The organism is Protofrankia sp. BMG5.30 (assembly GCF_001983005.1).
Classification (GTDB): Bacteria; Actinomycetota; Actinomycetes; order Frankiales; family Frankiaceae; genus Protofrankia; species Protofrankia coriariae.
This window is the reverse complement of record NZ_MOME01000045.1, coordinates 15592-37288: the sequence shown is the minus strand read 5'-3', so window position 1 is coordinate 37288 and position 21697 is coordinate 15592. Positions and strand designations below refer to the sequence as shown.

Sequence of the window (21697 nt, the reverse complement as noted above, 5' to 3'; positions counted from 1 at the left end):
GTGCCGGCCGAGCCGAGCTCACGTGCCACCCGGGCGCCGGGTGGGTGGCCCTTTGTGCCGTCCGCGTCCGGACGGGTGCGGCCGGTCCGGGCCGAAGCGGCCGGCCCGGACCGTACCCGCGCCGCCGAGATGCTTCCGTCCCGGCGCCGGGAGATCAGCCGGAGGTCCAGCGCGGGGTCGCGTCGTCCCCTGGGAACGAGGTCAGCTTGCGGGCGTTGGCGTCGTCAGGGGCGGTCGCGCTCGTCACATAGATCTCGCGGTTGGTGGGGCCGTCACGCTGGCTGGTGAAGGCGATCAGTTTGCCGTCCCCGGCCACGAACGTGGGGTCCTGGTCCCGGCCGGGGGCCTCGGTCAGCCGCAGCGGGGTGGCGCCCGGGCTCGCGTCCATGACGAAGACGTCCGTCTCGGCCAGATTCGGGTCGAAAGCGCGACGGAAGGCGACCTTCTTACCGTCCGGTGACCAGGTCGGATCCGCGTCGAAACCCTCCGTGCCCGGGGTGAGCTGGACGGGCTTCGCGCCGGCGGCGGCCGGGTCGGCGTCGATGGTGAACAGCGCGCCGCCGTCGACGCCGCCCGAGCCGACGAAGAACACGATCCGGTCGCCCGTCGGTGACCAGGACGGGTCGGTGGCGCTGGCCGGCACGTTCAGCCGGCGGACGCTGGAGCCGTCGACGGCGGCGACGTAGAGCCCGGTCAGGCCGTCGTTCGGGCCGCGTACGGCCCTGATGACGACGAACCTCCCGGTCGGGTCGACCGACGCCCGGGCGTCCGGYGCGATCACGAGATCCGCCGCCGGCCCGGAGGTGAACAGCGGCATCGGCGCGCCGCTGCCGTCCGCGGCGATCGCGACCAGGCTGGGGGAGGAGTCGATCACCGTGTAGAGGACGGTCTTGCGCTGCGGCCCGACGATCACCGGGAGCGCGGCCGGCTTCGTGTCGTCGACGGTCAGCCGCTGGGGCTGCCCCGGCCGGCCGTCCGGGCCGACCCGCAGGCTGTAGATCGCCCGCCTGCCCTCCTGCTCGCTGGAGTAGACCAGGGTGTCGTCGTCGAGGCCGACGTCGGACTTCGGCAGGATGTCGACGACCTTCACCCCTTCACCGTCCGCTCCCGAGCCGCCGGAGGCCAGAGCCAGCACCCCGCCGAGCGCCGCCAGCACCGCGACGGCGGCACCGGCGGCCACCAGCGCCATCCGCCGGGCGCTGCGTGGTGCCGGGCCGCTGCCGCGCACGGTGGCCGCCGGTCGCGGCTCCTGGCCGGCGGGCACCGTGGTGCCGTCGCCACCGGCATCGCCGGTGCCAGCGCCGCCGGTGCCGTCGGAGGTGGGTAACTTCCAGCCGTCCAGCACCTGGATGACCGTCGCCTCGGGGTCGATCTCCGCCACCGACGACGACGGTTCGCCGAGCAGGCGCAGCATGAGCTGCTGGGCGGTCGGCCGAGCCGAGGGGGACTTGGCCATCGCGTCCGCGACGATCTCGCGCAGCGGCGGGTCCAGCCCGTCCAGGCGGGGCGCCTCGTTGACCGCGCGGTAGAGCAGGACCTGCGCGGACGCGTCGCCGAAGGGGTAACGGCCGGTTGCGGCGAAGGTGACCAGCCCACCCCAGGAGAAGATGTCGACGGCCGGGGTGATCGTCTCGCCCTGGATCTGCTCGGGCGCCATGAACGCGGGGGTGCCGAGCTGCTGGAGGTTGCCGGTGAGGTTGCTCGCCGAGTCCAGCGCCCGCGCGATCCCGAAGTCGATCACGCGCGGCCCGAAGGGGGAGAGCACCACGTTGGACGGCTTGAGGTCGCGGTGCACGATGCCGGCGCTGTGGATCGCGGTCAGGGCCGCGGCCACGCCGACCGCGAGCTGCTCGAGGTTCGCCGCCGACAGCGGGCCGCTCTCGGTGACGAACCTCGCCAGCGTCCTGCCCTCGATGAACTCGGTGACCAGGTAGGGCCGCGCGGCGTCGGGCGCGGCGTCGAGCACCTCGGCGGTGCACACCCGGGCGACCCGGCGGGCCGTCTCGGCCTCCAGCCGGAACCGGGACCGGAACTCGGCGTCACCGGCCACGTCCGCGCGAATCACCTTGATGGCCACCAGCCGACCGGTCTCGGAGCGCCCGAGGTAGACGGTCCCCATCCCGCCCTCACCGAGCTTGCCCAGCAGGGTGTAGGAGCCGAGCTGGACGGGATCGTCCGGGCCCAGCGCGGTGGTCTGTACGTCCGTGGCCGCGTCCGGCGGCGCCATCGTCTGATCCACCCCCACAGCGGGTTGTATCCCGGGGCGTGCCCGGGGCGTTTCGTTCACGGCTCGTTCACAGCAGTCGGCGGCGCCGGCATCCGGACCGGCTTCCTCAGATGCCCGCGGGTATCCGGTGAAAGCCGTGGTCGTCCCCGGCCGGCCCATCTAAAACTACTCCGCCGGTCGTATCACTGACTCCCGGCTTTCCCCTTTCAGGGGGCATGGCATGCTGCCCGTATGCCGCAGCCGCGACGATTGTTTCCGCTGACCGTCCGTGTGTTGGTTGCCGTGATGGCCGTTGCCTCAATGGTAGCGGTGGGCTGCGGCAGTTCGGATTCACCGGGTGGTTCCGCCAGCAGCCGGCCCGCGTCCGTGCCTACCGCGGACCCCACCACGCCGGTGTGGGGTTTTCTGCGCTCGGACGAGGCCGCTCCCACCATCGGCGCCCCGTGGACGCCCGCGGCCGAGGTCCAGGCCGGTAGCTGGCAGTCGGCCGCGGACACCAGGCAGGCGAAGGCGACGGTGATCCGCCGTGGGACGGGTCGTTACAGCGCGATCTTCCCGGGTATCGGGGTGCCCGGCGGGCGGGGCGCGGCGGTGGTGACCGCGGTCGGTGACGCGCCGGTGCACTGCCATGCCGAGGACTGGGCGCCGTCCGGCCCGGACGAGCAGGTCACCCTGGCCTGCCGGTCGCTCACCGGGGTCTATGTCGACTCCCGGTTCACCGCGCTGTTCACGTTCGCGCCGGCGTCCCATCGCCCGACACCCAGCGAGCCGTACGCCTATTTCCGGGACGACGCGCCAAGCCAGCAGCAGGTCCGTCCGGACAACAGCTACAGTCTCGCCGGCCCCGGCACCATCGAGATCAACTGGCGTGGCATCGGCCACTACTCGATCGACCTGATCGGCAGGCTCTACGCCCGCACCGGCAACAACCTCCAGGTCAACTCGGTCGGTTCCACGACGGTGGGATGCAGCGCRCTCGGCCGGGAGGTGCACGAGGACCGCCAGACCATCTTCGTCGGGTGCGCGAACGGGCAGACGTGGACGGACTCGCCGTTCGTCGTCGTGTACGGCAACCAGCACACGGTGATCCCGGTGGAGAACGCGGCGTTCGGGCATTCCTTCACCGGGCTGGAGGAGGCCGGGACCGGGCGGATCCTGCAGCCGCCGCTGGGGCAGACCGTCGACGTGTGGCCCCGCTACTCCGCCAACAGCGCGAAGCGGACGAACACGATCCGTCACGTCGAGACCGGGGTCTACGAGATCGCCTATCCCGGCGTCGGCCGGGCGCCGGACCACGTCCAGGTCACGCCGTACGGCGAGCCGACCCGCCGCTGCGCGATCGCGGAATGGACGTCACCACCGACCGGGGCGGTCGGGGACGTGCGGACGAAGGTCGTCTGCTTCGACCCCGACGGCAGCCGCGCCGACTCCCAGTTCAGCCTCGCTTACGTCAGCGCCGCGGGTCTGACGCCCTGAAGCCGGGCTCCGACGTCCTTCAGGTGGGCCCTGGAGCCCTACGGGCCGGGGCCTGGCGTCCTGCGGGGCCGGGGCCTGACGTCCTGAAAGACGGCAGGGTCACGCGGACAGGGGCTCGCGCGGGGCGGGCAGGTCGGGCAGGCCGGCGAACTCGGCGATCAGCTCGTAGGAGCGGATCCGCGCGTCGTGCGGGTGGACGTTCGTCACAATCATGATCTCGTCTGCCTCCGTCGCGTCGATCAGGGCGTCCAGGCTGGCGCGAACCGTGTCCGGCGATCCCACGATGTGGGAGGAGGCCGCGCCGTCGGCGGCGGCCCGTTCGGCGGGCGTCCAGGAGTACGCCGCGGCCTGTTCGGGCGTGGGGAAGACGTCCGGGCGGCCCTGGCGCAGCCGCAGCATCGTCAGCCGGGTCGGCCCGGCGAGCCACTGCGCGGTCTCGTCGGTGTCCGCGCAGATGACGGCGACGGCGACCATGGCGTAGGGCCGCTCCCGCCCCGGGGCCGGCCGGAACGCCGAGCGGTACAGCGCCAGCGCCGGCAGGGTGTTCACCGCGCTGAAGTGGTGCGCGAAGGCGAACGGAAGGCCGAGGTAGCCGGCGAGCTGCGCGCTGTACCCGCTGGAGCCGAGCAGCCACACCGGCGGTGTCTCGCCGTGTGGGACGGCGGTCACCGTCCGTAGAGGATGGCTGGCGGGGAAGGAGTTGCCGAGGAAGGCGACGAGCTCGGCGAGCTGCGCGGGGAAGTCGTCGGCGGACACCGGCCCGCTCGAGCGCCGCAACGCCTGCGCGGTCGCGGAGTCGGTACCCGGCGCCCGTCCGATACCGAGGTCCACCCGGCCCGGGAACAGCGCCCCGAGCGTCCCGAACTGCTCGGCGATGATCAGCGGTGCGTGGTTGGGCAGCATGATCCCGCCCGAGCCGACCCGGATGCTCGTGGTGGCCGCGCCGACCTGCCCGATCAGAATGGACGTCGCCGAGCTGGCGATACCGGGCATGCCGTGGTGCTCGGCCAGCCAGTACCGGTGGTAGTTGAGCTCTTCGGCCCGGCGGGCGAGATCGAGGGTGTTGCGCACAGCCTGGGCCGGTGTCGAACCGGACACCACCGGCACCACGTCGAGGACGGACAGGGGCAGGGAGCGGGAGAGGGCCACACGGGAGGTAACTCCCCGGGCTCGTGAGGATCTTCCCGTACGCCGTCGGAAACACCGCCGGGCCGGTAAGGTATGTCTGCCGGCCGTGACATGGCCCCCGGGCTCAACCCTTTGTCGCTGCGAGCGACCGTGCGCCGAGAGGCGACCTGCACGGCCGGCACCTTCTCCCTCTCTGGCCCACTTGCTGGCCCCGCGCACCTCCGACCGGTGCGCGCGGCTGGACGCGTCCGGACGGCTGCGCGCGGCTCAGGCGAACCGCAGGATGTCGTCGACCGGCCTGCGGGGGGTCGCCTTCAACGGTTCGGCGCCGGGCAGCGGATAGCCGGCCCTGATGATCATCTGGATGTGTCCCAGGCCGCCGACCGAATGCCGCAGGAGCTCCCGGGTCACCTCGAGGTCGACGGCCTGGCCCAGCGGTGACGTCGCGATGCCGTCCGCGGTCGCGGTCAGCAGTACCCGTTCCATGGCCTGGCCGGCGCGCAGCCGGTCGGCCGGGGCGTCGGCGTCGGTGCCGACCAGCAGCACGACGGGACGCTCCACCCCGGTCTGTTCCAGATGCAGGCCGGGCTCGCCGACCACGTTGAAGTCACGGACGGCGAACTCGGACTGCCGCGGCTGATCCGAGCCGATCACCACGTTCCGGGGGATACCGTCCCTCGCCTCCGGGGCCGTCCGGCTCCACGACTCCAGCTCCGCCCGGTAGGCCGGGTCGTGGTTCTCCAGCCAGTCCGCGCGGGAGATCAGCACGCTGGTGTCGATACGCAGGTCGGTGTCGTCCACGGACACCAGCCAGGCGTCCTCCGCCTCGGCGGCCAGCCGCAGCGCCCGCAGGTGCTCCGGTTCCAGCGGGCGGGAGGCGAAGGGCCTGCGGTCGGTGCGCCGATGGTGCGCTGCCGCCAGCAGCGCCTCGTCCCGCGGGTCGGCCGGCGCGCTGCCGGTGATCCGGATCAGGGCCAGCGGCCCGGAGCCAAGGTCGTCGTCCCCGGCCGGGAAGAGCGTCACATCGGGGACGAGCCCGGCGGCGTGGACGGCGAGGCGGGCGTGCAGCAGGGCCGCGCCGCAACTGAGCAGAAGCTGCCGGCCGTCCGGGTCGGCGACACGCAGCTGGCGGGAGGTGTCGGCAAAGAGATAAAGATCACGGTCCGCCGCCTGCCAGCGCCACGGCTGGGTGTTGTGGATCGACGGAGCCAGGCCGGCCGCCTCGACGATCCCGCGGGCAAGGTCCCTGAGCAGGGTGTCGGTGCTAGTCACCGCTACGACGGTATGCCCTTGGATCGGTCATGTCCTGATGCCCTCGTTCCATGGTCGTCAGGACGTCGCCGCGCGTATCGTCGGTTCGGTGGAGCCTGTCCGCGTTTTCGTTCTCGATGATCACGAGATCGTCCGGCGCGGGATGCGCGAGCTGCTGGAAAGCCAGGGCGACATCAAGGTCGTGGGGGAGGCCGGTCTCGCGGCCGAGGCCCTGCGGCGCATCCCGGCGCTACGTCCAGACGTCGCCATCCTCGACGCCCGTCTGCCCGACGGCAGCGGCATCGACGTGTGCCGCGACATTCGTTCCGGCACACCGGAGGTGCCCTGCCTGATCCTGACATCCCACGACGACGACGAGGCCCTGTTCGCCGCCATCATGGCGGGCGCGGCCGGTTACGTACTCAAGCAGATCAGAGGCAATGATCTCATCGGCGCTGTCCGCACGGTCGCGTCCGGCCAGTCCATGCTCGATCCCGCTGTCACCCAGCGGGTGCTGACCCGGCTGCGTGACGGGGCGCCGGAGGACCGTCTGCTGTCCACGCTGAGCGAGCGGGAGCGGCAGATCCTCGGCCTCATCGCCGAGGGGCTGACCAACCGTCAGATCGCCAGCAGAATCCATCTGGCCGAGAAGACGGTCAAGAACAACGTCTCGTCCATCCTGGAGAAGCTCGGCCTGACCAGCAGAACCCAGGCCGCGGTCTTCGCCACCAAGCTCGCCGGCTAGCCCGCCCCAAGCCCCTCAGCAAGCCTGCTGCCAAGCCCGCTCAGGCCTGCTGGCGAGCCTGTCAGCAAGCCTGCCGGCCGGCTTGTCGTCACGTCCGCCGTGTTTGCCGGGTTTGCCGGTCGGCCGCACGGCCTGGCGGGGCCTGCGGTCCGGCTCGGCAGGCCGGCCCGGACGCACGGGACCTTCGGTCCCGTGGTCTACCCGAATCGCTCTCGTTCGCGTCGCCGGGCGCTGCGAGCGTGAACGGTGTGGAGACGACATCCGACATCGTGGTGGGGATCGACGCCTCCGCTGACGCGGAGTCGGCCCTGCGCTGGGCCTGCGCCCATGCCGGGCTGACCGGCAGGCGGATACGGGCGGTGCTCGCCTGGGGTCCGGGCGGGCGTCCCCGGGTGGTCGACGACATCTCGCCGTCGGTCGGGGTCGATGATCTGGAGCGTGCGGCATCGCAGGTGCTGCACGACGCGGTCCGGCGGGCGCGCCTCGACGGCCTCGCGGTCGACGTCGTCGAACGCACCGTCTACGACTCGCCGTCGGACGCCCTCGTGGAGGAGTCCCGGGACGCGTTGATGCTCGTCGTCGGTGCCCGGGGGCTTGCCCGGATGCGTCGGATGTTCGTCGGTTCGGTCACCGCGCGGTGCGCGCAGGAAGCAGCTGTTCCTGTGGTCGTCGTGCGTGGGCCGGCGCCGCCACGGCCGGACGACCGTCCGGTCCTGGTCGGTGTCGACGGCTCGGAGGGCTCGCTGGCCGCGTTGCGGTGGGCGGCGGTCCAGGCGGGGCTGCGTCGGGTCCCGCTGCGGGTCGCGCACTGCTGGCTGCMGGAGCCGCCGCTGGACCCCGCCTGCCTGCCCGCGTTCGACCTGGCCGCGTTCGACCTGCCCGCGTTCGACGATGCGGTGTTGGAAAAAGCCGCCCGTCTCACCCTCGACACGGCCCTCGAGCGGGGGCTGGCGGGCCGTACCGATGCGGCCGCCCCCGATATCGCCGTCGAAGCCGTGCTGGTGGYCGGCTCGGCGGCGCACGGTCTGATCATGGCTGCCCAGTCGGCCCAGCTGCTGGTGGTCGGTGCCCGTGGCCGTGGCGGGTTCGGCGGGCTGCTGCTCGGGTCGGTCGGCCACCAGGTCGTCACACACGCTCCGTGCGCGGTCGCCGTTGTCCGTTAGACACGGCTGTCCGTTGGACACGGCCCGGGCCGAGGGCCACGCGATCATTTTTCGCGTGGCCCTCGGCCCGCCCTGCCCAGCCTTCCCGGGCTGCCGGCGGCACGGTCACATGTTCGCGCCGCCGGCAGCCGGAGTTCCCCGGTCGCTGAAAGGAACACCGATGAACCAGGAACACAGATGAGTCAGGACACGATTGCCCGTTGGCAGTTCGCGATCACCACCGTCTACCACTTCCTGTTCGTCCCACTGACGATCGGGCTTTCGCTGCTGGTCGCCGGCATGCAGACCGCATGGGTCCGGACCGGCAGTGTCGAATGGCTCCGCCTGACCCGTTTCTGGGGCAAGCTGATGCTCATCAACTTTGCCATGGGAGTGGTCACAGGAATAGTTCAGGAATTCCAGTTCGGAATGAACTGGTCGGATTACTCGCGCTTTGTCGGGGACGTTTTCGGCCCGCCGCTGGCGATGGAGGCGCTGATCGCGTTCTTCCTGGAGTCGACCTTCCTCGGCCTGTGGATCTTCGGCTGGGACCGGCTGCCCAAGCGCGTCCACCTGGCCACCATCTGGCTGGCCTCGCTCGGCACCGTGATCAGCGCCTACTTCATCCTGGCCGCGAACTCGTGGATGCAGCACCCGGTCGGCTACCGGATCAACCCGGAGACCGGTCGGGCCGAGCTCACCTCGATCTGGAAGGCGCTGACGAACCCGACGCAGATCGTCACCTTCCCGCACGTGCTGTCCGCCTCGCTGCTCACCGCGGGCGCGGTGCTGGTCGGGCTGTCCTGTTGGCACCTGCGCAGGGGGCAGCAGGTCGACCTGCACCGCCGGGCCGTGCGGCTGGGCCTGGTGGTGTGTGCCGTGGCGTCGGTGGGGGTGCTGCTGTCCGGGCACTTCCAGGGCCAGGTCATGACCAGGCARCAGCCGATGAAGATGGCCTCCGCCGAGGCGCTGTGGGACACCGAGAAGAGCGCGGGCTGGTCCCTGTTCGCCTACGGGGACGTCTCCCACGGCGAGAACAAGGTCGACATCAAGATCCCCTACATGCTGTCGTTCATGGCCACGAACTCCTTCACCGCGGAGGTGGAGGGGGTCAACGACCTGCAGGCCGCCGCGGTCGCCAAGTACGGCCCCGGCGACTACACGCCGGTCATGGGCGTCACGTTCTGGAGTTTCCGGATCATGATGGCGCTGGGTGGGGTCTACTTCGCCCTGGCGGCCTTCGGCCTGTGGCGGATGCGCCGCGGCGGGCTGCCCGGCGGACGCCATGTGCTGCTGGCGTTCGTGGGCGCCACCGTGCTGCCGTACGCGGCGAACACCGCCGGCTGGATCTTCACCGAGATGGGGCGCCAGCCGTGGTCGGTGTTCGGCCTGCTGCGCACCTCCGACGCGGTCTCCCCGAACGTCTCCACCACCGCGGTGGTCCTGACACTGGCCGGCTTCACCGTCCTCTACGGCGCGCTTGCCGCGGTCGCGCTGCGCCTGTTCCTGCGGCACGGCACGCACGAGATCCCGGAGCTGAGCCCGACCGTGACCATCGACGGCGAAGCGCGGCCCGGCGAGGCGTTGCCGTCACTGGCCTACTGACATCCCGGGATCAGGAGTAGGGCGATGCTTGAGGAGTTCTGGTTCGTGCTCGTCGCCGTCCTGTGGGTCGGCTTCTTCGTCCTGGAGGGCTTCGACTTCGGTGTCGCGGCCCTGCTACCGGTGATCGGCCGTAACAACGAGACCGACCGCCGGGCGGTGCTCGGTACCATCGGCCCGGTCTGGGACGCGAACGAGGTGTGGCTGCTCACCGCCGGCGGTGCGATGTTCGCCGCTTTTCCGGAATGGTACGCGAGTCTGTTCAGCGGAGCGTACCTGGCGCTTTTCCTCATCCTGGTCTCGCTGATTGTCCGCGGGGTTTCCCTGGAATATCGGGGGAAGGCCACCACGGCGGCCGGGCGGGCCTGGTGCGACCGCGGGATCGTGGTCGGCGGGGCGCTGCCGGCGCTGCTGTTCGGGGTTGCCTGCACCAACATGGTCCGTGGCCTGGAGATGACCCCCGACCATCAGGTGACCAGCGGGTTCTTCGACCTGCTGAACCCGTACGCCCTGCTGGGCGGGGTGACCACGGCGCTGCTGTGCGTCCTGCACGGGGCGGTGTTCCTGTCGCTGAAGACCCGGGGTGAGATCCGGGCCCGGTCCCGCCAGGTCACCCGGGCTCTGATCCCGCCCGCGCTGGCCGCCCTGGCCGGGCTGGCCGGGTGGACGGTCGCGCTGCGCGGTGGGGTGCTCGTGGCCGCGGTGTCGGCGCTGGCGCTGGCCGCGCTCGGCGGCGCGGCGGCGGCCTGGTCCAACGAGCGGGACGGCTGGGCGTTCGCCGGCACGGCCGGCGCCATCGCGCTGATGGTGGCGAGCTGGTTCGTCGCGCTCTACCCGAACGCGCTGCCGGCGCTCGGCGCGCCGGAGAACAGCCTGACCATCAGCGACGCCGCCTCCGGGCACTACACGCTAACGATCATGACGTGGGTGGCGGTGCTGTTCACTCCGGTTGTCCTCGGTTACCAGGCGTGGTCGTACTGGGTGTTCCGACGACGGCTGGTTGGATCTGATGAAGCCGGTTGATCCGCGGCTGCTGCGGGTCACCCCGGCCCTGCGCGGCTACCTGCTGCGGCTGGGGGCGCTCGCGGTCGCCTCGGCCGCCCTGGTGATCGTCCAGGGGACCCTGCTGACCGACGTCGTGGTGACCGGCCAGCGGGTGGCGGTCGGCGCGCTCACCGGGACGGGGGGCGCCGTCGCGCTGCTCGTCATGGTCGCCGCCGCCCGGGCAGTGGTGGTCTGGCTGTCCGAGCGCACCGCCGAGCGCACCTGCCCGGCGGTGTCGGCCGGGCTGCGCCAGGCCATGCTCGGCGCGGTCGTCGAGCGGACGGTCACCGGAGGTGCCGCCGGTACCGGCGGCGACCATCGTGATCGTGACGGGGGAGCGGGGGCGCTCGCGGTCACCGCGGGCGCCGGCCTGGACGGCATGGACGCCTACCTGACCCGTTTCCTGCCGGCGCTGGTCATGGTCGCGGTCGTCCCGCTGTTCGTGCTGGCCCGGATCGCCGGCGCGGATCTCGCCTCGGCGGCGGTCCTGGCCGTGGTGCTGCCGCTGGTACCGATCTTCATGGTGTTGGTGGGGCTGGCCACCCGCAACCGCACCGACCGGCAGCTGGCGGTGCTCAGCCGGCTGTCCGGGCACTTCCTCGACGTCGTCGAGGGCCTGCCGACACTGCGGATCTTCAACCGGGCGCGGCCCCAGGCGTCGGTGATCCGCCGGATCACCGACGCCTACCGGGAGCAGACGATGGCGGCGCTGCGCTGGGCGTTCCTGTCGTCGTTCGTGCTGGAGCTGCTCGCGACGCTGTCGGTCGCGCTGGTGGCGGTGTCGGTGGGGCTGCGGCTGGTCTCGGGCTCGCTCGACCTGCGCGCCGGGCTGCTGGTCCTGCTGCTCGCCCCGGAGGTGTACCTGCCGCTGCGGCAGGTGGGGGCGCAGTACCACGCGACCGTGTCCGGGCTGACCGCCGCCGCCGCCGCGCTCGACGTGCTCGACGCCACGCCGCCGCCGCGGCCGGGCTCGCGCCCGGCCCCCACCCGGTTCGACACCCTGCGGCTGGACGGCGTCGACCTGCGCGGCGCCGGGCGGGTCGACCTGACCATCCGCCAGGGTGAGATCGTCGCGCTGGTCGGCCCGAGTGGCGCGGGCAAGAGCACCGTGCTGGCGCTGCTGCGCGGGGCGCTGCGCCCCGCGCACGGCCGGGTGCTGGTGGACGGCGTCGACCTCGCCGGGGTCGACCCGGCCGGCTGGCAGGCCCGGGTCGGCTGGCTGCCGCAGCGGCCGCACGCCGTCTGCGGCGGCACGGTCGCCGACGAGGCGCGGCTGGGACGTCCCGGCGCGCCGGCCGCCGAGGTCGCCGCCGCGCTCGCCGCGGCCGGCGCGCCACCGGCGGAGCAGCGCGCCGGCGAGGACGGCGGTGAGCTGTCCGCGGGTGAGCTGCGCCGGGTCGGGCTCGCCAGGGTGCTCCTGCGGGACGCGCCGCTGGTGCTGCTCGACGAGCCCGGGGAGAGCCTGGACGCCGCCGCCGAGGAGCGGGTCGCCGCGGCCGTCGCGGCGCTGCGGGGCCGTGCGACGGTGGTGCTCGTCGCGCATTCGGCCGCTCTCGCCGACGTCGCCGACCGGGTCGTCACGATCGCGGCGGGCCGGGTGGCCGCCGACGGCCCGACCGCCGACTGGACAGCCACCGACGGTCTGGACAGCGACCACCCGGTGGCTGGCCGCACGGAGCCGCCGCCCAGCCCGGCGCACCCGCCGGCTCCGGCCGCCCTGACGCTTCCGCCCGCTCCCCGCCCGGCTGTGCCCGTCCCACCGCCGGCGGTGCCTCTCCGGCCGGCCGTCACATCCGTCCCACCGGTGAGCGCATCCGTCCGGCGGCCGGGAGACACACCGCTGGAAGACACACCGGAAGACATCTCCGTCTCGCTGGCGGGCGTGCGCTCCCGGTCCCGGCACCGGTCCCGCTCCCAGTCTCCGCCGGCCAGCGCCCACCGGCGGGCACTGGAGCTGTTCGTCTCGGCCCGGCGACGGTTCGCCCTCGGCATCCTCGCCGGGGCCGCCGCGCTGGGGTGCGGCATCGGGCTGACCGCCGCATCGGCATGGCTGATCGTCCGGGCGTCGCAGCAGCCGCCGGTGCTGACCCTGATGGTCGCGATCGTCGCCGTCCGGGCGTTCGGGCTCGGCCGGCCGGTCTTCCGCTATGTCGAACGTCTCGTCACTCATGACGCGGCCCTGCGCGGCCTGGCCAGGCTGCGCGCGGAGGTGTTCGCCCGGCTCGTGCCGCTGGCCCCCGCCGCCCTCGGGACCCACCGCCGCGGGGATCTGCTGCGCAGGTTCACCGCGGACGTGGACGGGGTCGGCGAGTCGCTGCTGCGCGGGGTGGCCCCCACCGCGTCCGCGGCGCTCGCCTGCGCCGGCGCCGTGATCGTGGTTGCCGTCGTGTCGCCGCCCGCGGGGGGCGTCCTGGCGGTCGGGCTCGCGGTGGCCGCGGTGCTGGCCGGGCCGGTGACCGGCCGCCGTACCCAGGAGATGGTCACGGCCACCGCCGCGGCGCGGGCCCGGCGGGACGTCGAGATCGTCGCCGTGCTGGACGGGCTGGACGAGATCGTGGCGTTCGGCGCGGCGCCCGCCCGGCTCGCCCGGGTACACCGCCGGGACGGCGAGATAGCCCGGCTGGCGGCGTCCTGGCGCGGGTCACCGGCGTGGGGGAGCGCGGCCGCGATGTTCGCCGCGGGCCTGACCCTCGCGGCGGTCAGCGCCGTCGGGGTGGCGGCGGTGGGACAGCAGGCGCTGTCCGGGGTGATGCTCGGGGTGGTCGTGCTGACCACGGTCGCCGCCTTCGAGCCGTTGGCGGGGCTCACCACCGCGTTCGCCGCCCTCGCCGAGGCCCGGGCGTCGGCGACCCGGGTGTTCGCCGTCCTCGACCGCGAGCCGCTGGTGGGCGAGCCGGCCCATCCGAGGCCGCTGCCCGACGGGCCGCTTGAGGTCCGGATGCGCGATGTCGTGCTGCGGTACGCCCCGGACGGTCCGCCGGTGCTCGACGGCTTCGACATCCACCTGCCCGCCGGCGCCCGGGTCGCGCTCGTCGGCGCCAGCGGCGCGGGCAAGAGCACCGTCGCCGACCTACTGCTGCGCCTGCGCGACCCGCAGGCGGGCCGGGTCCTCGTCGGCGGTGTCGATCTGCGCGACGTCGCCACCGACGAGCTGTACCGGCGCGTCACCGGCATGACCCAGGACGCGCACGTGTTCGACGCGACGCTGCGGGAGAACCTGCTGATCGCCCGTACCGACGCGACCGAGGCCGAGCTCACCGACGTCCTCGGGCGGGTCGGGCTCGGCGGCTGGGTCGCCGGCCTGCCGGACGGCCTGGCCACCCGGGTCGGCGCGGACGGGGAGCGGATGTCCGGCGGGCAGCGCCAGCGGCTGCTGCTCGCCCGCGCTCTGCTGGCCGACCCCGCGGTGCTCGTTCTGGACGAACCCACCGCCCATCTCGACCCGGTGACCGAGGCCGCGGTGATGCGCACGATCCTGGACGTCACCCGGGGCCGGACGGTGCTGCTGATCAGCCATCGCACGGTCGGCTTCGAGGAGTTGGACGCGGTGGTGGAGCTGGCGGGCAGCACACGGGTGCCCGCCCTGCGCTCAGCCGCCTGACGAGCGCGGACACCTGCTCTGCGTTCAGCCGCCCGACGGCTCAGCCGCCCGACGGCGGCTGAGCGCCATCCGACGGCTGCGTGCCGCTCGACGGTTCCGTGTCACTCGAACGGCCTGTGCCGCTCGGGCGACACGGGCCATCGGCGGGATGCGGCCCGTCCGGCCCATCCGGTGTGTCCGACTTATTCGCTGTATTCGCTGTATTCGCTGTGTCCAGCGCGCGGGTCCGGGCGGACCAGGACAGCCGGGTACCGGCGGCGGCGGGGGAGAACACGATGAACCTGCCACCGAGCTCCTCCGCCCGGCTGCGCATGTTGGCCAGCCCGCTGGAGCTGTCCCGGCCCTCCGGGTTCACCCCACCGACCCCGTTGTCGATGACGTCCAGCCGTACCTGGCCGTCGGTGGACCAGACGGTCACGTACACCTGGGTTGCCGACGCGTGCCGGGCGACGTTCGACAGGGCCTCGCGCAGCACCGCCACCAGATGCTCGCCGACGATGTTGCACACGCTGGAGTCCAGCGCGCCTTCGAAGCGCAGGTGCGGCGCGAACCCGAGGGAGACGGTCGCGTCGTCGACGATGTCGAGGATCTGCCCGCGCAGGCTCGGAACGTTGTCGCGCCCGCGGCGGCGCAGTTGGAAGATCGTCGTGCGGATCTGGCCGATGGTCTCGTCCAGGTCGTCGATGTAGGAGGTCAGCCGGTCCCCCTGCTGCGCCTCGCCGGTGCGCGAGACCAGGCCCTGCAGCCCGATCGCCGTAGCGAAGATCCGTTGGATGACGTGGTCGTGCAGGTCGCGGGCGATGCGGTCGCGCTCCTCCAGGAGGGCGATGCGGTCGCGGTCGGCGCGGGCCTGGGCCAGCTCGAGCGCCAGCGCTATGTGCCCGGCGAAACCCGACGCCATGTCGATGTCGGCGTCGGTGAAAAGCCGGCCCTCGGCCCGCCGGCCGAGCACGAGCGCCCCGACACTCTCCCCTGAGGCGATCAGCGGAATCACCATTGACGGGCCGTTCTGGCCGGCCAGCGGATCCGAGGCGGAAACGACCGCGCCGACCAGCCCGTCCGGATATTCGCCGGTGGCGACCTCCACGACGAGTTCCTCGGCCGACCCACGGGGGAGCAGCACAGCGGAGAAGTCGGCGACGGCGATTTCCTGGGTCCGGCGCGCAATGAGTTCCAGCGGGTTCGGCCCCTCGGCCAGCAGATACCGGGTGATGTCGGTGGACGCCTGCAACCAGCGTTGCCGGCGCTGCGCCTCCTCGAAAAGCCGCGCGTTCTCGATGGCGAYGCCGGCGCTCGCGGCCAGCGCCTGGACGAGTTCCTCGTCCTCGGCGGTGAAACGGGACGCGTTCTGTTTGTCCGTCAGGTAGAGGTTGCCGAACACCTTGGTCCCGATCCGGATCGGGACGCCGAGGAAGCTGTGCATGGGCGGATGCCCGGCGGGGAAGCCGTCCGCCCGGTGGTCGGTGGTGATGTCGTCGAGCCGCAGCGGGTAGGGCTCCCGGATGAGCAGGCCGAGGATGCCCTTGCCCCGCGGCAGGTCACCGATCCGGCGGACCATGCTCTCGTCGAAGCCGACATGGATGAACTGTTCGAGGTTCTGGTCGCGTGCGATCACGCCGAGCGCGCCGTAACGGGCGTCCACAAGATCGCATGCGGCTTCCACGATGCGGGTCAGCACGACGGGCAGGCTCAGGTCCGAGGCAACCATGYGGCTCGCCCGCAACAGACCACGCAGGCGACTCTGGGTGACGATCAGATCCTTGGCCTGGTCGACCCGATGGGTAACGAAGTCATCACCATATGGTTGTACGGCATTCCCGCCGCCAGTCTCTGCATCCATGACGATCTCAACGTATTACGCCCGACGGCCCCGCAGATCTCCCCGTCGGGCAACATCGCGCGAATCATCCCGAGCGGCCCGATCGGCATCTTGTCGCGACCGGTACGACCTGCCGCTCCGCCAGCCCACCGTGATTCTTTTCACCGCCGAATGATTTCCCTGCGCCTGCTCCAGGACAGGAGCTATATGCGTCGGTCAGCCGGGTTCCAACAGGCCGCGGTTCCTTCCCGTGATTGTGCCAACAATCCCGTCCGCGACACCAGAAAGATCTTGTTCGTCTGTTATGCGCAGGTACTGGAAGTGCCTGAGCGGACTCGGGAGATTATCCGATTCGGTGTCGGAGATGAGCACGGGAAGGACCGCGCGGTCCGATTGGTCGTCCAGCGTCTGGCGCATGAACCGATTGATTTCGTGGTTCTGGGAACGGTCTACGTACCGGTCGACCAGTATGACGAGGTGTCGTGACCGGGCCAGCAGAGTGTCCAGCGCGCGTGACCGCTCCACACCGGTAGCGAGCTGTCGTGCCTGCTCCGACGGCCCGAGCACCCGCAGACCCCGGCGGGTCAGCAGAGCCTCCAGCGACCTCGCGAGCTGTCCGCTTTCAAAGATGTCATGACTGATGAAGACGTCGAAGTCGTAGTCGTCGCCGCGTGAGCGCAGCCCCTGCCGGGTGGCGGCGGCCACGAACGAGTCCCTGCTCTCCACGAGCAGGTCGCTGCGGTCCAGCCGGTGGGCGATCGTGGCCGCGAGGGTCTCCAGCGAGTATCCGATCTTCTCCGGGGTCGGGTCCTCCTCCTCGAGCGCCGGCAGGTCCTCGCCGAAGCTCCAGTAGGAGACGTAGGGGATCGTGAGCAGGCCGAGCAGCCGCTCGACCGGCACCCCCTCCAGCGGCACCTTCTCCACGGCCCAGTTCCGGAAGAGCGGGGCGAGATCCCGGCCGAACCGTTCCTGCCAGTCCCGGGCCCGGCGGTACTCCTCCCGGGAGTCGAAACGCGCGGGGACGGGGAGGGTCAGCAGCAGGGAACGGTCGTAGGGCAGGTCGTCGCGGGCCTTTTCGGCGCGTTCCACGACGTCCAGGACCCCGCGCAGGCTCTGCTCGTTGGCGGTGAAGARCACGACCAGGATGTCGGGGAGCTGCGCCGTGCAGATCCCGCTGATGTCGGTGATCCCGGTCCGGCTGTCGATCAGGACGAAGTCGTAGTCCGCCACCCAGCGTTCCCGGCAGTCCTCCAGGAAGGCGCCGAGGTCCTTCCCGCCGTACAGCCCGGCCCAGTCGATCGTCTGCGCCCGGGGGACGTAGGAGGAGCGGTCGGCCGGGCCGGCGGGCAGCAGGTCCAGAGGTATGTCCCGCCCCGGCAGGGATATCCGGCTGACGTAGTCGGCGACCCGCGGGTCACGGCCCCGCGCGAAATCGTCGATGAAATCGACCAGGCCGGTCCCGGGCGGTTCAGGCAGCCAGCGGCTGAAATAGAACGGGATGCCCGGCGCGTCGATGTCCCAGTCGATGCACAGCGTCCGGTAGCCCCACGAGGTGAGCAGCGCCGCGGTGTTGGCCAGGGCGAAGGTGCGCCCGACACCGCCCTTGTAGGAGTAGAAGGTCACCACTGTGCCGCTCGTGCGCGCGCTGCTTCCCGTACGCTCACCGCGCACTGTTCTCACCACTCACCGCGTTCACAGTCTCGGGACGTCCGCGCGGTGGRCCGGTTCGGGCTCGGGGCGCAGGATCGGGAGGTTCGGGCGCCATTCCGGCACCACGTCCAGCCTGGCCGCCAGCTCCTCCGCGATCTCCGCCACCTTCCTCTCGAACCCGACGTAGGCGGGCGTCTGTTCGAAGGAGCTCGAGGAGACGTTCCACTCCTTCATGTCCCAGTGTTCGGACCGCTGCGCGTCCGCGGGGAAACGGTGACCGTCCTTGAGCCGTATGGGATATACCAGGCGACACCCGTTCAGCGGCTTGTCCAGCCCGAACACCACCTCACGTTGCCGCATGCTGCGCCATTCCGCGACGCACCAGTGCGAGCCGAAATAGGACGGGGTCCAGACCGCCACCAGCAGGCGTGACCGGCTGTGGGCCTCGGCGAGCACGTCCGGCCAGTAGTCCCCGACGGGGATCCGGTCGACATCGATGAAAATCTCGGGTTTGCGGTCCAACTCGTCGGTCAGGCACTTCACCAGCATCTGGTGGAAGTGGTTGCGCACCCATGGCAGGACCGTACCCGCCCGCCGATAGCTCAGGAACACATCGAACCGGTAGCCCGACATGCTTCAACGGCCTCCCCCAGGACCGGTCCCGCCACTGACCACGGTGTACGGACAGGGACGCGCCGGACAGCCGATGCGGAACGACAGACACGACATGTGAGACATAGCACATGTCGCCCTCAGCTTACCGGTCATGCCGACACAAGCCATCACCCGCACCGCAGGCCACCGATATCAGCTCACCGACACCGGAGCGTGCCCTGGAACGGCTGTGAGCCGATCGGCAGGTTCGGAATGAGTGGTTTGGGACGGTTCACATCAGTCCGCGAGTCGCCATCTGGCGTACCGGCGTGCCACCCGTGCCCGGGCAGCCGAGGCTCCCGGCCYGCCGGTCACCGTCCGGTAGGTCCACAGGCCGGCGACGAAGGCGGCGAAGGCGGTGAGCGCGTCGTCCGCTGCCGTCCAGCACGCTCGTGCTGCCGCCCACGTCTCGGCGTCCCGCGGAGAATGTCCCACCTCGACGAGCCGGACAATCATGAACGCGGAGTCGACCCACTCGGCACCCGCGGCGGGCCACCCCCAGTCGATCACGTGAATCGACCCGTCGGCTCCGATCACGAACTGGCCGCCGTGTAGATCGGTGTGGACGAGCCGATCGCCCGCCACCGCCTCGGGCGCCAGCGCCGTCCATCGGTCCATGACGCCGACGTCCCAGCCGTTCACCACGTCCGGAGCGATCTCGCGCAGGCGGCTCCACCAGTCCCGCACGGTCCACCGCTGGTGCAGCCCGGGAACCCCGGGCGCGGGCAGACCGCCGAGCCGGTCCAGGGTGCGCCCGACCGTTGGAAGATCAGCCGAACCGGGTGTGAGGTCGGCGGACCGGCCAGGCAGGTACTCGAACCCGACGACCAGCCAGTCGTTGTCCGCGGTGACGTCCTCCGCGAAGGTCACGGCCGGCGCGATGCCAGCGGCAAGCGTCCCGGCCGTGACCTCGTTGCGCAGCCAGCGCATCCGCCTGCCGATCCCACGGACCGCCTTCACGAACACCGGCCCGTCCCGGCCGTACACGACGGCCGCCAGATCGTTGTTCCGCCCGCCGTCGACGGCGGTCACCGAGCCCACCGGGCCGAGGTGACGCCCGACCGCCTCGCGCACCGGATCGGGAAGCGAATCCCAGAGGTCCGCCATGCCGGTCCCTTCCTGGATCACCGCGGGATCCGCGATCCCTGATTCTCGTCACCGTCCTTACCGGACGCCGAGCAGTTCCCCTCATCGGCGCAGGAGCCGCACCTCCCCGTGCCCGTCGGAGGCCACAGGTCCATGTCGACGGCATAGCCGGCATCCGTGATCGCGGCCAGGGTACGGGCCCGGACATCCATCTGCCGGACCGGCTCGTTCGCCGCGTCGTTGGGGACGTGGTGGATGAACCGGCCCGCGACCTGGTCACAGAACGCGGCGTACTCGCGGGTGTCGAGCACGAACACGTGCCACCCGATGTCGACCAGCCGGCTCGGGGCCAGACCGACACCCGGGTTCCGCGCGCTGGCAGCCAGGAACGCCAGCGTCTGATCGACGATCCGGACGGCGAGGTCGCGGCCTCCCGCGACCTCGACCGCCACCCGGTCGACCAGCCGGTCGAACACGTCCGGGCGGACCAGGAACCGGGCCGTCATCGCTGCTTCCGGGGCAGCCACAGCAGCCATACCGTGAGCTCCTCACAGGAGAAGGGGTGGAACCCCTGCCCGGCGGTTCCGGACAGGGACGTCGCCACGGGACGATCTTGTCGACGTCGGGTGGGGATGGTGCACGCGCCGGCCCGCGGTTACACCCACGTCAGCATCGGGGGTGGGCGTGCCGCGGGCCGGYGCGCGATCAGACAGGCCCCCTGCCTCTGCTCACCAGACGGACGGCAGAGGGCCTGCGTCTTTAGGTCCCCATACGGGGAGAGCGGAACGGGAAGGTGATAGGGACCACGCGGCCGTCGAGCCCGCAGCTTGTCGCGTGGTGCTCCGCGGCGGCCACGGTCGGAAACGGCAGGCGGACCTCGACCGGCTGCTGATCAGTCCCGTAGACGACGACGGCGTACGGCACCGCGTCCGCCGGCACGTCGGCCCGGGGTCGGGTCCGGATCGTGCAGGTCCCGGTACGTGTCACGACATCCCCCAATCGCCTGTTAGTTGCGCGGCCGGCCGGATTATGGTGCCGTCGGGCTGGCGCGGTGGCAGGACGTGACGGAGGTCCGGGAGTATCACGACCAAGTCCGCGTGCTGTCCGCACGGCTCGCGCTTCCGGGAGGGTCGAGATGACGCTGGAGTTCGGCGAGCCCRCATCCATCGTCGTGCCGACGGTGGTCACGGACCGGCTGATCCTGCGCTGCTGGCGGCCGGCGGACATCGACCCGTACGCGGCGATGAACGCCGACGAAGAGACCATGCGCTACCTCAACGGCCCGTTCGACCGGGCAGGCACCGAGCGGCTGGTCACCCATCTGGCCGGCATGTGGGTGCTGCTCGGCTACGGCATGTGGGCGGTCGAGGACAAGGCCACTGGCGAGTTCCTCGGCCGGGCCGGGCTGTACTACGCCGACGGTTGGCCCGGGGTCGAGGTCGCCGTCTCCATCCGCCGGGACCGCTGGCGACAGGGCCTCGGCACCGAGGCGATCCGGACCGCGCTCGACTACGGTTTCGCCGCGCTCGGTGAAGACGAGCTGGTCACCGTCACTGACCAGGGCAACATCGGGGCGAACGGAATCGCCCGGAAACTCGGGATGAGCTTCCGGAAGATCGCCACGGTCGGCCCGTGGCGGGACAACAACGTCTACGCCATCAGTCGGGAGACGTGGGCGGCGCGTACCGTCTGATCAGGGCAGGGCTGGGACGCGTTCGAGGGTGCCCTGGATTGGCTGTGGGTTGATCAGCAGGTTCAGGATCGGGCAGGTGCGTTCCACCGCCTCGCGCAGCCCGCTGATCTCCTCGTCGGACGCGGGGGAGGACAGCCGTACGGCGTAGCGCAGATCGTGCGGGTAGACCGGCAGGTCCTCGTAGCCGGGCTCGCCGGCGCGCGGGTCGAAGGTGGCGGTGACGTCGATGTCGAGGGAGTCCAGGGGGACGCCGAGCGTGGCCGCCTGGATCAGGTAGGTGTGGGTCAGGCAGCTGCCCAGCACGCCGAGCTGGATCTCCGGCGAGGTCGGGCCCAGGTTGTGCCCGGCCAGATCCGGCCCGCTGTCACTGATGATCTGGAACTCGCGGGCCCGGATGCGGCGCACGCCGGTGCGCCCCTCCGCGGTGACGGTCGCCGAGACGGTCAGCGGTTTGACGTCGCCGGCGGCCACCCGCTCCCGATGGGCGAGGAGAGCGTCGCGTTTGCCGATCAGGTATTCGCTCAGACCGCTCACCGGGCCGTCCTCTCGTCGTCGCTCCGTCGTCGGCAAGTATGCCGG

General features: G+C 71.6%; 17 protein-coding genes. 7 read left to right on the top strand and 10 right to left on the bottom strand.

Going from position 1 to position 21697, the window contains the following annotated elements:
- Positions 1-154 precede the first annotated feature (154 nt).
- Positions 155-2227, bottom strand: a complete 2073-nt coding sequence (locus BL254_RS20765) for a protein kinase domain-containing protein (RefSeq protein WP_047224760.1) — start codon at positions 2225-2227, stop codon at positions 155-157.
- Positions 2228-2593: 366 nt separating this feature from the next.
- On the opposite strand from BL254_RS20765, the gene BL254_RS20760 reads away from it, so the two are divergent.
- Positions 2594-3703: a hypothetical protein gene (locus tag BL254_RS20760; RefSeq protein ID WP_052914901.1), complete on the top strand. Its 1110-nt coding sequence runs from the start codon at positions 2594-2596 to the stop codon at positions 3701-3703.
- A gap of 99 nt (positions 3704-3802) precedes the next feature.
- Here the strand turns inward: BL254_RS20760 and BL254_RS20755 are convergent, their stop codons facing one another.
- Positions 3803-4852: an LLM class flavin-dependent oxidoreductase gene (locus BL254_RS20755; protein WP_047224742.1), complete on the bottom strand. Its 1050-nt coding sequence runs from the start codon at positions 4850-4852 to the stop codon at positions 3803-3805.
- Positions 4853-5098: 246 nt separating this feature from the next.
- Positions 5099-6103, bottom strand: coding sequence for an Acg family FMN-binding oxidoreductase (locus BL254_RS20750; protein WP_047224743.1), 1005 nt, complete (start codon positions 6101-6103; stop codon positions 5099-5101).
- Positions 6104-6140: 37 nt separating this feature from the next.
- Here BL254_RS20750 and BL254_RS20745 point away from each other — a divergent pair, with 37 nt between their 5' ends.
- The 5 genes from BL254_RS20745 to cydD all read left to right on the top strand — a co-directional run bounded on the left by BL254_RS20745 (position 6141) and on the right by cydD (position 14216).
- Positions 6141-6827: a response regulator transcription factor gene (locus BL254_RS20745; protein ID WP_047224744.1), complete on the top strand. Its 687-nt coding sequence runs from the start codon at positions 6141-6143 to the stop codon at positions 6825-6827.
- Between the two features lie 248 nt (positions 6828-7075).
- Positions 7076-7990 carry a universal stress protein gene (locus BL254_RS20740; RefSeq protein ID WP_076844672.1) on the top strand — a complete coding sequence of 305 codons (915 nt, stop codon included), beginning with the start codon at positions 7076-7078 and terminating at the stop codon, positions 7988-7990.
- A gap of 177 nt (positions 7991-8167) precedes the next feature.
- Positions 8168-9574: a cytochrome ubiquinol oxidase subunit I gene (locus tag BL254_RS20735; RefSeq protein ID WP_047224746.1), complete on the top strand. Its 1407-nt coding sequence runs from the start codon at positions 8168-8170 to the stop codon at positions 9572-9574.
- A 24-nt stretch (positions 9575-9598) separates the two neighbouring features.
- Positions 9599-10594, top strand: a complete 996-nt coding sequence (gene cydB / locus BL254_RS20730) for a cytochrome d ubiquinol oxidase subunit II (protein WP_047224747.1) — start codon at positions 9599-9601, stop codon at positions 10592-10594.
- Entirely contained in the window at positions 10581-14216 is a 3636-nt protein-coding gene (gene cydD / locus BL254_RS20725; RefSeq protein ID WP_076844670.1) for a thiol reductant ABC exporter subunit CydD, read from the top strand. The genes cydB and cydD overlap by 14 nt, the downstream gene beginning before the upstream one ends.
- Positions 14217-14256: 40 nt before the next feature.
- Here the strand turns inward: cydD and BL254_RS20720 are convergent, their stop codons facing one another.
- The 6 genes from BL254_RS20720 to BL254_RS20695 form a co-directional block, all read right to left on the bottom strand.
- Entirely contained in the window at positions 14257-16056 is a 1800-nt protein-coding gene (locus BL254_RS20720; protein WP_076844668.1) for a GAF domain-containing sensor histidine kinase, read from the bottom strand.
- Positions 16057-16251: 195 nt separating this feature from the next.
- Entirely contained in the window at positions 16252-17706 is a 1455-nt protein-coding gene (locus tag BL254_RS20715; protein WP_139342423.1) for a tyrosine-protein kinase family protein, read from the bottom strand.
- A gap of 21 nt (positions 17707-17727) precedes the next feature.
- Entirely contained in the window at positions 17728-18318 is a 591-nt protein-coding gene (locus BL254_RS20710; RefSeq protein ID WP_076844665.1) for a toll/interleukin-1 receptor domain-containing protein, read from the bottom strand.
- Positions 18319-18576: 258 nt separating this feature from the next.
- Entirely contained in the window at positions 18577-19467 is an 891-nt protein-coding gene (locus tag BL254_RS20705; protein WP_254858350.1) for a hypothetical protein, read from the bottom strand.
- Positions 19464-19961 carry a hypothetical protein gene (locus tag BL254_RS20700; protein ID WP_047224750.1) on the bottom strand — a complete coding sequence of 166 codons (498 nt, stop codon included), beginning with the start codon at positions 19959-19961 and terminating at the stop codon, positions 19464-19466. The genes BL254_RS20705 and BL254_RS20700 overlap by 4 nt, the downstream gene beginning before the upstream one ends.
- A gap of 223 nt (positions 19962-20184) precedes the next feature.
- Complete coding sequence (locus BL254_RS20695; protein WP_047224751.1) at positions 20185-20412, bottom strand: hypothetical protein; 228 nt, start codon at positions 20410-20412, stop codon at positions 20185-20187.
- A 148-nt stretch (positions 20413-20560) separates the two neighbouring features.
- Between BL254_RS20695 and BL254_RS20690 the strand changes: the two genes are divergently transcribed.
- Complete coding sequence (locus BL254_RS20690; RefSeq protein ID WP_076844663.1) at positions 20561-21118, top strand: GNAT family N-acetyltransferase; 558 nt, start codon at positions 20561-20563, stop codon at positions 21116-21118.
- Here the strand turns inward: BL254_RS20690 and BL254_RS20685 are convergent, their stop codons facing one another.
- Positions 21119-21652: an OsmC family protein gene (locus tag BL254_RS20685; RefSeq protein ID WP_047224753.1), complete on the bottom strand. Its 534-nt coding sequence runs from the start codon at positions 21650-21652 to the stop codon at positions 21119-21121.
- Positions 21653-21697: the final 45 nt, after the last annotated feature.

Excerpts from the sequence above, each read along its gene's own strand:
- BL254_RS20745 (WP_047224744.1), top strand. The coding sequence starts at position 6,141 with ATGCCCTCGTTCCATGGTCGTCAGGACGTCGCCGCGCGTATCGTCGGT.
- BL254_RS20700 (WP_047224750.1), bottom strand. The coding sequence starts at position 19,961 with ATGGCTGCTGTGGCTGCCCCGGAAGCAGCGATGACGGCCCGGTTCCTG.
- cydB (WP_047224747.1), top strand. The coding sequence starts at position 9,599 with ATGCTTGAGGAGTTCTGGTTCGTGCTCGTCGCCGTCCTGTGGGTCGGC.
- cydD (WP_076844670.1), top strand. The coding sequence starts at position 10,581 with ATGAAGCCGGTTGATCCGCGGCTGCTGCGGGTCACCCCGGCCCTGCGC.